This window comes from Dactylosporangium sp. NPDC049525 (assembly GCF_040676755.1).
Taxonomy (GTDB): Bacteria; Actinomycetota; Actinomycetes; order Mycobacteriales; family Micromonosporaceae; genus Dactylosporangium.
The window spans coordinates 65,167-77,110 of sequence record NZ_JBFAPO010000043.1 but is presented as its reverse complement, the minus strand read 5'-3'; the positions used below and the strand labels follow the sequence as shown (position 1 = coordinate 77,110).

Here is an 11,944-nt window from a genome sequence, read left to right as displayed (position 1 = left end):
AGAGGAGAACAAAGCATGGCCACCGTGCTGGTGAAGGGCCAGAACACCGCGTTGACCGCCAACGACGTGCGCGTCGTGGTGGAGGTCGGCGTTGCCACCGACCTGTCCGCGCTGCTGGTGACGGCGGCCGGCAAGGTGCGGACCGACGCCGACTTCGTCTTCTACAACCAGCCGTCCGGTCCGGGCGTCTCGGTCAGTGACACCGGCGGCGGCAAGTGGCAGGCCTCGGTCTCCACCGCCGCGATCCCGGCCGACGTCGACAAGGTCCGCGTCGTGGTCAGCGTCGACGGCACCGGGCAGCGGTTCGGGCAGTTCGCGCCGCCCGTCGCCCGCGTCCTCGACCAGTCCGGCGCCGAGCTCATCCAGTACGTGGTGAGCGGCCTGGACACCGAGAGCATCGTCATCGCGCTGGAGATCTACCGGCGCAACGCCGAGTGGAAGGTCCGGGCCGTCGGCCAGGGCTACGCCGGTGGCCTCGCCGACCTGATCCGCGACCACGGCGTGTCCGTCGACGACTCGCCGGCCCCGGCGGCCACCCCGGCCCCGCAGTCCGCGCCGCCCGTGGCCACCCCGCCGGTCGCCCCTCCGCCGCCGCCGCCCGCCCCCACGCCGCCGCCGGTCGCGCCGGTGTACACGATGCCCGCGCAGACCGCGCCCACCCACGTCGCGCCCCCGCAGGAGACGCCGGCGTACGGGCAGAACCCGCCGGGCCCGGCCTACGGGCAGCAGCCGCCGCCCCCGCCGCCGCCCTACGGCCAGCAGCAGCCCCCGGCGTACGGACAGCAGCCGCCGCCCCCGCCGTACGGCCAGCAGCAGCCGCCCGCGTACGGGCAGCAGCAGCCGCCGACGCAGCAGATGCCGCCGGTCGCGCCGCCGGTGCCCGCCGCCCCGGCGCAGGACGCGCCCGTGGGTGGCCCCGGCGGCCCCGTCAACCTCAGCAAGGGCCAGCGGGTCTCGCTGCGCAAGCAGGACGGCTCGTCGCTCAGCCTGGTCCGGATGGGCCTCGGCTGGGACCCGATCAAGAAGCGCGGCCTGTTCGGCAACCGCGAGACCGAGGTCGACCTGGACGCCTCGGCGATCCTGTTCGCCGACAAGCAGCCGGTGGACATCGCGTTCTTCAACCAGCTGCGCAGCAAGGACGGCTCCGTCCAGCACGCCGGTGACAACCGCACCGGCGCCGGCGACGGCGACGACGAGTCGATCGTCGTGGACCTCAACCGCGTCCCCGCGCACGTGACCACGATCATCTTCGTGGTGACCTCGTACGAGGGGCACACGTTCGCGCAGATCGAGGCGGCGTTCTGTCGGCTGGTGGACGAGACGACCCGGGCGGAACTCACCCGCTATACGCTCTCCGGCGGCACGCCGAGCACGGGCATGGTCATGGCCAAACTGCACCGCGACGGAGGCGGCTGGAAGATGACGGCGATCGGCGAGCCCCAGAACGCCAAGCAGCCGCTGGAGATGATCCCGCAGCTGGCTCGCTTCCTGTAGTCCCAGCAGTCAGGAGTCAGGGTCCGTCGGCATCAGGAGGGGAACAATGACGCTGGTCTTCGTCAAGGGGCAGAACGCACCCCTGGTGGCGCAGCAGCTCAGGATCATGGTCGAGGCCGCCGTCGCGGTCGACCTGTCGGCGTTGCTGCTCACCGAGACGGGACGCGTCCGGTCCGACGGCGACTTCGTCTTCTACAACCAGCCGGCGGCGCCGGGACTGACGTGGCTGACCGGCGGCGCCGGCGGGGCGCAGCGGGTCGAGATCGACCTGTCCGCGGTCCCCGCCGACGTCGCCCGGGTCATCGCGGTGATCAGCCCCGACGACCGCACGACGACGTTCGGGTCCGGCCCGGCACCGGTCGCCCGGCTCGTCGAGGCGACCGGCGCGGAGCTGGGCACGTTCACCATGCAGGGCCTCAGCGAGGAACGGGCCGTCATCGCCTGGGAGCTGTACCGCCGCGCCGGCGCCTGGAAGGTCCGCGCCATCGGCCAGGGCTACTCGGGTGGCCTCGCGCAGCTGATCGCGGCGCACGGGGTCGACGTCGAGCAGGAGGAGCCGGCGCCCGCGCCGGTCACCGCCTCGCCGCACTTCCCGGGCACGTCCTCGCCGCACTTCCCCGGCCCCGGCGGGCAGCCCCCGGCCGCGTCCCAGCAGCCGCAGCCGGTCCCGGAGATCGGCGGCCCGCCGGAGGAACGCCTGTACCAGCAGGTGTGGTCGATCTTCCAGGACGCGGCCCGGTCCACGTCCGCGCTGCGCTCCGCCGTCGGCTACGCCGAACAGCGGCGCGACAACGAGGTCGGTGAGCTGCTCAACGACCCGCGGCTGCGCAACTCGCCCGAGACGGCCGCGGCCCGCGCCGAGGCCGACCGGCGGCACGACGAGCTGGTCCGCCGCGCCGAGGCGGACCGCCGCCGCGACGTCGACCAGCTCGTCGCCGAGCTCAACGGCCTCGCCACGACCCTGCCGGCGCCCCTGGCGGCCTGGGACAGCCCGCGGTGGAAGGACTGGCGCCTGCCGGAGACCACGACCGTCGGCATCCGCGTCGGTGACGTGCACGTGCCGGAGTCGCCGGAGCTGCGCATCCCGCTGTTGTTCCGGTTGCCGCTGATGCGGGCGTTGTGGATCGACTCGACCGGCGCGGACCGTACCGCCGCCGTGGCGATGGCCCGTTCCGTGGTGGTCCGGCTCCTCGCCGCGCACCCGCCGGGCCAGCTCAGCGTCTCGGTCGCGGACCTCGCCGGCGGTGGCGCCGCGGCCCGCGCCTTCGACCTGGGCGGCGCGCTCGGCGGCGGGCCGACGACGCCGGTCGCGGCGACCCCGCAGGCGCTCAGCGAGATGCTCGAGCACCTCGTCGAACGGGTCGACCTCGTGCAGATGGCGATCCGCGCCGGCGCCATGCCCAGCGCACACAGCGGCAACCAGGACCAGATCGACGGCGGGCGGCGGCTGCTGGTGCTGCACGACTTCCCGTACGGTTTCGACGAGCGCTCCGTCGCGCACCTGCACTACCTGCTCAACGAGGGGCCTGAGGCCGGCGTGCACGTGCTGATGGTCGCCGACCCGGCGGACTCCTCGACGCTCGGCCCGCTCGTCGGTGCGGTGTGGCGCTCGATGGCGCGCCTGCCGGTCCTGTCCGGCGACCACATGGGCGACCCGTGGGTGGGCCTGACCTGGACCTTCACCCCGGACGCGACCACGGGCAGCACCGCCGTCGACGAGATCCTGGCCCGCCTCGCCCGTCAGGCGGACGGGCAATGATCCGTCACTGTCATACGCCACTTGTACGGTGTCGCTATAAGTTGATCGCAGAAACGCTGTCGTTGTAGCCGAGGAGATCACGTGTCTCAGACATTCACTCGGGGGCAGAAGAGCCCGATTTCGTCCTTCACCACGGGAGATGATCTGTATGTAGGCATCCAGTTGAACGCTCCCGGGATCACGTGGGACATCTCGTGCTTCGGGCTGGACGCCGACGACAAGCTCGCCGACGACAACTTCTTCATCTTCTTCAACCAGCCGAAGTCGCCCGAGGGCTCGATCCAGAAGCTCGGTCCGCAGTCCGGTGACACGGACTCCTTCCGGGCGACGCTGAACGCTGTGCCGGAGAAGATCGCGAAGCTGTCGTTCTGTGCCGCGATCGAGACGTCGGGCACCGCCAGCCAGCTGCAGTCCGGCTACCTGCGCATCGTCGCGGGCGGCCAGGAGGTCATGCGCTACAGCTTCACCGGCGCCGACTTCGGGACCGAGCGGGCCATCATCATCGGCGACCTGTACAAGAAGGGCGTCTGGCGGTTCGGCGCGGTCGGGCAGGGCTTCGCCGGCGGCCTGGCGGACCTGATCCGCTCCTACGGCGGCAACGTCGACGACGAGCCGGCCCCGGCGCCCGCGGGTCCCGCGCCCGGGTTCGCGCCGCCGCCCGGCGGGCCGCCGCCGCAGCAGGGCTTTGCGCCGCCGCCCCCGCCGCCGACGCAGCAGTTCGCGCCGCCGCCGCCCACCCAGCAGTTCCCGCCGCAGCAGCAGCCTGGGTTCGCGCCGCAGCCCGGGTTCGCGCCGCAGGGCCAGCCTGGATATCCGCCGCAGCAGCAGCCCGGCTTCCCGCCGCAGGGCCAGCCTGGGTATCCGCCGCAGGGTCAGCCCGGGTTCCCGCCGCAGGGGCAGCCGCCGCAGCAGGGCTTCCCCCCGCAGGGGCAGCCGCCGCAAGGCTTCCCCCCGCAGCAGGGCGAGTTGCTGCCGTCGCAGGCGCAGCGCGTCCAGCCGGGTGTCATGGTCAGCCTCCAGAAGTACAAGGAGACGCCGACCACCGGCCGCTGGACGAAGCAGAACGGCAAGCTCGTCAAGGTCACCCTCGGCCCGGACGCGCACGCGCGGCGCGGCTCGATGGTCGCCTACCAGGGCAACGTCGAGTTCGAGTACAAGGGCTCCGGCGGCCTGAAGGCGATGTTCGAGGGCGCGATGACCGGGCAGGGTCTCAAGCTGATGACGCTGAAGGGCCAGGGCGAGGTGTTCCTCGCCGAGAACGCCGCCGACCTGCACATCGTCGAGCTGCAGGGCCAGGCGCTGTGCATCAACGCCAACAACGTGCTCGCCTTCGACGCGAGCCTGCAGACCGAGGTCAAGCGGATCGAGAGCGCCGGCATCCCCGGCGGCGGCTTCTTCCACCTGGAGGTCAGGGGCCAGGGCACCGTCGTCGTCATGACGAAGGGCACCCCGGTCACGCTGATGTGCCAGGGCCCGACGTTCGGCGACATGAATGCCGTGGTCGCGTGGACCGCCGGCATGCGGGTCGCGGTGTCGACGCAGGTCCGGGTGTCCCGGCAGATCTACGCCGGCGCCAGCGGCGAGTCCGTCGCGCTCCAGTTCATGGGAATGCAGGGCCACTTCGTCGTGGTCCAGCCCTACGAGGTCTGAAAGGGGACGCTGTGCAGAGTCCGTTGCTCCAACACTACGGCCAGACGCAGGTCCGGGACCGGATGAGCCTCCACGGCAGCAAGATCGCCAAGGTCATCATGGGGCCGGGCCAGGATCTGATGGCCCGCACCGGGTCGATGATCGCCTACGAGGGCCTCATCGACTTCAACCCCAACCCGCCGCAGCTCGGCGCGATGGCCCGCTCGTGGGCCACCGGCGAGGGCGTGCCGCTGATGACCGCTACCGGCCAGGGCGAGCTCTACCTCGCCGACTACGGCAAGGAGGTCGTCGTCGTGCAGCTCGCCGGCGAAGGCCTGTCCGTCAACGGCAAGAACATCCTCGCCTTCGACTCGACCCTGCAGTGGACCATCGAGCGGGTCAAGGGCGTCAGCATGCTGTCCGGCATGGGCATGTTCAACGTGGTCATCCGCGGCAACGGCTGGGTCGCGCTGACCAGCAAGGGCACGCCCGTGGTCCTCGACACCCGCGAGGCACCGACCTATGTGGACACCGACGCGCTCGTCGGCTTCACCGACGGGCTGCAGATCAGCCCGAAGCGCACCGCCCGCTTCGGCAGTCTCATCGGCCGCGGCTCCGGCGAGTCGTTCCAGCTCGGCTTCACCGGGCAGGGTTTCGTGATGGTCCAGCCGAGCGAGGACGCGCGCCCCGCTTTCTCGGTGCGGGGTTGAGGAGACCGACATGTATCAGAGCTCACTGCTGTCCAACCAGGAAGTGCAGAGCACCGAGCGGTTCGCGCTGCAGAACGGCAAGATGTTGAAGGCCACCCTGAGCCAGGCCAACGGCATGCGCGAGTTCTTCGCCCGCAAGGGCGCGATGGTCGCCTACCAGGGCGGCGTCAACTTCGACTCGCAATACCAGGGCTGGGGCTCGCACGTCGCCCGGCACTTCACGGGTGAGGGCCTCAACCTGATGAAGGTGCACGGCAGCGGCACCGTGTTCCTGGCCAACCAGGCCCAGGACATCCACATCCTGGACCTCACCGGCGACGGCCTCACCGTCGACGGCAACAACATCCTGGCCTTCGAGACCCAGCTGCGCTGGGACATCGTGCGCATCGACTCGCAGGTCCAGATCGCCGGTGCCGGCGGCTACAACATCGACATCGGCGGCCGGGGCAAGGTCGCGGTCACCACCACCGGTGCGCCCCTGGTCATGCGGGTCACCCCGAACAACTACTACTTCGCCGACGCCGATGCCGTCATCGCGTGGTCGACCAGCCTGCAGGTCAGCATGCAGGCCGCGGTCACGTCCTCCTCGGTGTGGCGCCCCCGCGGCAACACCGGTGAGAGCTGGCAGATGCAGTTCACCGGTGAGGGCTTCGTCGTCGTCCAGCCGGCCGAGCTCGTCCCGCCGTATGACGCACTCGCCGGCACCAGCATGGCGGGCCGCTTCGGCCTCGGCCAGGGCGGCATGGCCGGCAACAACCCCTTCGGCGGCATGGGCCGCTGATCGTTCCAGCATCTGGTCCCGGGCAGCGCGTCTGCTGCCCGGGACCTTTGCTGTGTGGGGTGGCGGGTTCCTGGGTTTCCCCGATGCGCTGGTTGCCTTGCCGTTGCGGTCCGCGTGCGTGGTCGTCATGCCCGTAATAGAAGAGCCATCGAGTGCTGCGGCCTTTGTGGTTCCGCGCGGCCTGGCGGCCGCGCGATGGGTGGCGTGGTTGCGGTCCGTGCCGTGTCGAGGTGATGCCAAGCCAGGTCCGCACGCACATGGTCCAGCGCCGCCGACGTCATCATTCGGTGCTACAACACCGTCGTTGGTCAAGCGCTGCACAGGTCCGACTCGCGATCGGTTGTGCGGCGCCGATGGCGTATTCCGCCGCTGCCGAACAACCCGGTGGATCCCTGTTCCTCGGCGACCAGCAATCAACCGGGTTGTAAGGGGTCGTGCGCCGAGCGCGAAGTACACAATGCCCCCGTCCAGGCCTGCGAGCTTTGCCCAGCGACGGCCGCGCGTCAGGGGAGGAGTTCGCCTGAGCCGCGCACGATCAGGCGGGTCTCGACGAGGTGCGTGGTCGGTTCCCAGTCCTCCCCGTCGAGGCGGCGGAACAGGATGTCCGCGGCGACCCGGCCCATCCGGTACGGGTCCTGCGAGACCACGGTGACCGCCGGTTCGAGCATGTCGGCGAGCGGGAAGTCGTCGAAGCCGACGACCGCGACCCGGTGCTGCAGCCCGCGGGAACGCAGCGCGCGGATCGCGCCGATGGTGATGAGGTTCTGGGCGCTGAAGCACGCCGTCGGTGGGGAGGCGGCGTCCAGCAGGCGGCCGAACGCCAGCGCGGCGTCCTCGGTGGTGTGCAGGTCGTGCGCGATATGCGCCGGGTCGGGGCGGATGCCGTGGTCGCTGAGGGCCTCCTTGTACCCCTGGAAGCGGCGCCGGGCGGTCGCGATGGTGCGCAGGTCGCCGAGGTAGGCGATGTCGCGGTGGCCGTGGGTCAGGAGGTGGCGCACGGCGTCGGCGGCGCCGGACTCGTTGTCGACGAGGACCGCGTCGGCGTGCAGGCCGACGGGTGGGCGGTCGACGAAGACGAGCGGGGTGCCGCCGACGACCTCGCGGGTCAGGTACGCCTGGTTGTCGCTGGCCGGCACGATCAGCATCGCGTCCGCCTGGCGCATCGCGAAGGCGCGGACGAGGGCGCGTTCCCGGTCGGGGTCCTCCTCGACGCTGCCGGCGAAGACCATCACGTCGCGGGCGTGGGCGACGTCCTCGAGGGCGCGGTACAGCGCCGAGGAGAACGGGTTGGACACGTCCTCGAGCACGGCGGCGATGGCGGCGGTGCGACCGCCCGCGCGGCGCAGGCTGCTGGCGGTGATGTTGGGCCGGTACTCCAGCTGCCGGATCGCCCGTTCGACGGCGCCGGCCTTCGACGGGCTGACCCCGGACTCGCCGTTCACGACGCGGGAAACGGTCTTCGGGCTGACCCCTGCGAGCTGCGCCACATCGCGCAGGGTCGGGCGGGCACGGGCGACGTGGTCCACGGCACTCCCTCGCGAAGATCGGCTCTCCATTATCGCCAGCCGGGCCAGGCGCGGCGCGAGCGGCTGGTTTGACAACGATGTCAAGATTCTCAGGCTTCGGCAAGCCTGAAGGCCAAGACCATCTTATAGGACATATTGACAAGGATGACGAGGCGGGCTGACACTCCTTGACATCGTTGTCAAACGAACCCTAGGAGCTGACATGTTTGAACGCCACCGTGTGCGGGCCGCAGGGTTGCTCGCCGTCGCGCTGGTCGGCGGCGGGTTCACCGCCGCGTGCGGCGACGACGCCGGCAGCGACCAGGTGTCGGTCTCGCTGATCACGAAGAACTCGACCAACCCGTTCTTCGTCACCATGCAGGACGGGGCCAAGCAGGCCGCGGCGGCCGAGGGCGTCAAGATCACCCTCGCCGCGGGCAAGGCCGACGGTGACGAGGCCGGGCAGGTGCAGGCCATCGAGGACGCCATCGCCCGCGGCGACAAGGGCATCCTCATCACGCCCAACGGGCCGGGTGTCAACCCGGCGATCAAGAAGGCCCGCGACGCCGGGCTGTATGTCATCGCGCTGGACACCCCGCCGGACCCGGCGAACACCGTCGACATCACGTTCGCGACCGACAACTTCAAGGCCGGTGAGCTGATCGGCAAGTGGACCGCCACCACCCTCGCCGGCAAGCCCGCCACGATCGCCATGCTCGACCTGTTCAACGACAAGATCGTGTCGGTGGACTACAACCGGGACCAGGGCTTCCTCACCGGGATGGGGATCGACGCCAAGGACAAGAAGCGCAACGGCGACGAGGCGAAGACCGGCAGCTACACCGGCGGCACCTACAGCATCGTGTGCAACGAGCCGACCAACGGCGCCGAGGACGGCGGGCGCACCGCGATGGAGCGCTGCCTGACGAAGAACCCGGCGGTCAACGTCGTCTACACGATCAACGAGCCGGCCGCGGTCGGCGCGCAGAAGGCGCTCAAGGCCGCCGGCACCAAGGACGTTCTCGTCGTGTCCATCGACGGCGGCTGCGACGGCGTCAAGCAGGTCAAGGACGGGCTCATCAACGCGACGTCGCAGCAGTACCCGACGAAGATGGCCGAGCTCGGCGTCAAGGCGATCAAGCAGATCGCGACCGGCGGGGCGAAGCCGAGCGTCACCAACGGGCTCGACTTCTTCGACACCGGCGTGACCCTGGTGACCGACAAGCCGGCCGCCGGCACCGAGAGCATCGACAGCACCGAGGCCGCCAACCGCTGCTGGGGCAAGTCATGACGGCCGCCACCCCTGCGGCGAGCACCCCCACGGCCAGCACGGCCGCCGAGCAGTTCGCGCTGCGCCGCCGCTCACCGGTGCAGCGGGTCCAGCACGTGCTGCACTCCTACCCCGCGATCAGCCCGTTCCTGGTGCTGGTCATCTCCTTCGCGGTCTTCTCGCTCATCAACCCGCGCTTCGCCCAGCCGAACTCGCTGTCGCTGGTGCTGCAGCAGGTGGCCGTCATCGGTGCCCTGGCCGTCGGGCAGACCCTGATCATCCTCACCGCCGGCATCGACCTGTCCGTCGGCGCGATCACGATCCTCGCGATGATGCTGTCGGCGAAGCTCGCCGAGGGCAACGGCATCCCCGGGATCCTCGCGCTGCTGGTCGGGATCGCCGTCGGGGTCGCCGCCGGCACGCTCAACGGCACCCTCGTCACCCGCATCGGGCTGCCGCCGTTCATCGTCACCCTCGGCACGCTCAGCGTCTTCACCGCCATCGGGCTGCTGTACTCCCGGGGACAGAGCGTGCAGTCCGTGGACCTGCCGGGCCTGCTGAACTGGACGGGGGAGACGTTCGCGATCGGCCGGTTCCGCATCACCGCCGGCGTGGTCCTCGTCGCCGTCCTGTACGTGGTGGTCGGCTTCGCCCTCGCCAACACCGCCTGGGGGCGGCACGTCTACGCCGTCGGCGACGACAAGGAAGCCGCCCGCCTCGCCGGCATCCGCGTCGACCGGGTCCTGCTCAGCGTCTACGTCATCGCCGGCGCCATCTACGGCCTCACCGCCTGGATCCTCATCGGCCGGGCCGGGGCCGCCAGCCCCAACTCCATCACCGACGCCAACCTGGAGAGCATCACCGCCGTCGTCATCGGCGGCACCAGCCTCTTCGGCGGCCGGGGCGCGGTGCTCGGCACGATCCTCGGCGCGCTCATCGTCGGGTTCTTCCGCAGCGGCCTGTCCCTCGCCGGCGTCGACGACCAGTACCGCGTCCTCGCCGTCGGCATGCTCGTGCTCCTGGCCGTGGCCGTCGACCAGTGGATCAGGAGGGTCAAGGCATGACACCCGTACTGTCCGCGCGGGGACTGGTCAAGACGTTCGGGCGGGTCGTCGGCCTCGACGGCGTCGACATCGACCTGTTCCCCGGTGAGGTCCTCGCCGTCATCGGCGACAACGGCGCCGGCAAGTCGACCCTCATCAAATGCCTCACCGGCGCGCTCGTCCCGGACGCCGGCGAGCTGCTCCTCGACGGCAGGCCGGTGCACTTCAAGCGGCCGCAGGACGCCCGCGAGGCCGGCATCGAGACCGTGTACCAGACCCTCGCGGTCGCGCCGGCGCTGGACATCGCCAGCAACCTGTACCTCGGCCGGGAACGGCTGCGGCCCGGGCCGCTCGGCTCGATCCTGCGGATGCTGGACAAGAAGGGCATGCGCCGCGACGCCGGCCAGGCCCTCGCCGACCTCGGCATCGGCACCCTGCAGAACATGGCCCAGCCGGTCGAGACCCTCTCCGGCGGCCAGCGCCAGGCGGTCGCGGTGGCGCGGGCAGCCGCGTTCGGCAGCAAGGTCATCGTCCTGGACGAGCCGACCGCCGCCCTCGGCGTCCGCGAGTCCAACCAGGTGCTCAAGATGATCAGCGAGGTCCGCTCCCGGGGCCTGCCGGTCATCCTGATCAGCCACAACATGCCGCACGTGTTCGAGGTCGCCGACCGCATCCACATCCAGCGCCTCGGCCGCTGCGGCGGGCTCATCACCCCGCGCTCGCACACGATGTCGGAGGCGGTCGCCATCATGACCGGCGCCACCACCCTGGAGGAGACGCCGGGCCGTCAGGAAGCCGCAGTGGACGGGGGTGGTGCGTGATCACCGTCGTCGGTGAGGCCCTGGTGGACCTGATCGAGGGTCCACCGGGCCGGCCTGTGGCGCACCCCGGTGGCAGCCCCGCCAACGTCGCCGTCGCCCTGGCCCGGCTCGGCGAGGATGTCGGCCTGCTGACCCAGGTCGGCGACGACCCGCACGGCCGCCTGGTCCTCGATTTCCTTCGCGCCAATGGGGTACGACTGGCGCCCGGCACCCTGCTCGACGCCACGCCGACGAGTGCCGCGCACACGACGCTGCGCCCGGACGGGCAGGCCGACTACACGTTCGACATCGCCTGGCGGGCCTTCGAACCCACCGTGTCCACTGTGGACGGCGGGGTCGACTGCGTGCACACGGGGTCGATCGCGACGTTCCTCGAACCGGGCGCGGCGCACGTCGCGGCGCTGCTGCGCTCCGCCGCCGCGACCGCGACGGTCAGCTACGACCCCAACTGCCGCCCGGCGCTGATGGGCGACCCGGAGACCGCCGTGCGCCGGGTCGAGGGGCTCGTCGCCATGAGCGACGTCGTCAAGGTCAGCCAGGAGGACCTCGCCTGGCTGTACCCGGGCCGCCGGCACGACGAGATCGGCCGGGCCTGGCTCGCGCTCGGCGCCCGGCTGGTCGTGGTGACCCTCGGCGCGGACGGCGCCTGGGGCAGCACCGCCCGGGTCGCGGTGACGGTGTCGCCGGTCCCGGTCCGGGTCGTGGACACCGTCGGCGCCGGCGACGCGTTCACCGCGGGGCTGCTGCACGCCTGCCACGCCGCGGGCCTGCTCGGCGCCGCCAACCGCGACCGCCTGGCCGGGGTCGACGTCTCGGGCCTGGCCGGCATGCTCGCGTTCGCGTCCCAGGTCGCTGGGGTCACCTGCGCCCGCCGCGGCGCCGACCCGCCGACCCTCGCCGACCTGGGCCGCTGAACCGCGCTCACCCCGGGG

10 protein-coding genes are annotated in these 11,944 nt (G+C 71.3%); 9 read left to right on the top strand and 1 reads right to left on the bottom strand.

Annotated features, from left to right (window positions below; genetic code table 11):
• Window positions 1-15 precede the first annotated feature (15 nt).
• The 5 genes from AB0K00_RS40815 to AB0K00_RS40795 all read left to right on the top strand — a co-directional run bounded on the left by AB0K00_RS40815 (window position 16) and on the right by AB0K00_RS40795 (window position 6,373).
• The gene (locus tag AB0K00_RS40815; protein WP_363532600.1) at window positions 16-1,494 is read left to right on the top strand and encodes a TerD family protein; all 1,479 of its coding nucleotides are present in this window, start codon (window positions 16-18) and stop codon (window positions 1,492-1,494) included.
• A gap of 46 nt (window positions 1,495-1,540) precedes the next feature.
• The gene (locus AB0K00_RS40810; RefSeq protein ID WP_363532597.1) at window positions 1,541-3,253 is read left to right on the top strand and encodes a TerD family protein; all 1,713 of its coding nucleotides are present in this window, start codon (window positions 1,541-1,543) and stop codon (window positions 3,251-3,253) included.
• Between the two features lie 81 nt (window positions 3,254-3,334).
• Complete coding sequence (locus tag AB0K00_RS40805; RefSeq protein WP_363532595.1) at window positions 3,335-4,903, top strand: TerD family protein; 1,569 nt, start codon at window positions 3,335-3,337, stop codon at window positions 4,901-4,903.
• A gap of 11 nt (window positions 4,904-4,914) precedes the next feature.
• Window positions 4,915-5,592, top strand: coding sequence for an AIM24 family protein (locus AB0K00_RS40800; protein ID WP_363532592.1), 678 nt, complete (start codon window positions 4,915-4,917; stop codon window positions 5,590-5,592).
• A 10-nt stretch (window positions 5,593-5,602) separates the two neighbouring features.
• Window positions 5,603-6,373, top strand: a complete 771-nt coding sequence (locus AB0K00_RS40795) for an AIM24 family protein (protein WP_363532589.1) — start codon at window positions 5,603-5,605, stop codon at window positions 6,371-6,373.
• A gap of 503 nt (window positions 6,374-6,876) precedes the next feature.
• On the opposite strand, the gene AB0K00_RS40790 is transcribed toward AB0K00_RS40795, so the two are convergent.
• Window positions 6,877-7,899, bottom strand: coding sequence for a LacI family DNA-binding transcriptional regulator (locus tag AB0K00_RS40790; protein ID WP_363532586.1), 1,023 nt, complete (start codon window positions 7,897-7,899; stop codon window positions 6,877-6,879).
• A gap of 202 nt (window positions 7,900-8,101) precedes the next feature.
• On the opposite strand from AB0K00_RS40790, the gene AB0K00_RS40785 reads away from it, so the two are divergent.
• From AB0K00_RS40785 to AB0K00_RS40770, 4 genes are read left to right on the top strand one after another with little or no spacing between them, the layout of a single operon-like run.
• A complete protein-coding gene (locus AB0K00_RS40785) occupies window positions 8,102-9,169 on the top strand; it encodes a substrate-binding domain-containing protein (RefSeq protein ID WP_363532583.1) in 1,068 nt (355 codons plus the stop codon).
• Window positions 9,166-10,212 carry an ABC transporter permease gene (locus tag AB0K00_RS40780; RefSeq protein ID WP_363532580.1) on the top strand — a complete coding sequence of 349 codons (1,047 nt, stop codon included), beginning with the start codon at window positions 9,166-9,168 and terminating at the stop codon, window positions 10,210-10,212. The genes AB0K00_RS40785 and AB0K00_RS40780 overlap by 4 nt, the downstream gene beginning before the upstream one ends.
• Window positions 10,209-11,012, top strand: coding sequence for an ATP-binding cassette domain-containing protein (locus tag AB0K00_RS40775; protein WP_363532577.1), 804 nt, complete (start codon window positions 10,209-10,211; stop codon window positions 11,010-11,012). The genes AB0K00_RS40780 and AB0K00_RS40775 overlap by 4 nt, the downstream gene beginning before the upstream one ends.
• On the top strand, window positions 11,009-11,926 hold the full coding sequence (locus AB0K00_RS40770; protein WP_363532574.1) for a carbohydrate kinase: 918 nt from the start codon (window positions 11,009-11,011) through the stop codon (window positions 11,924-11,926). The genes AB0K00_RS40775 and AB0K00_RS40770 overlap by 4 nt, the downstream gene beginning before the upstream one ends.
• The last annotated feature ends 18 nt before the right edge of the window (window positions 11,927-11,944 follow it).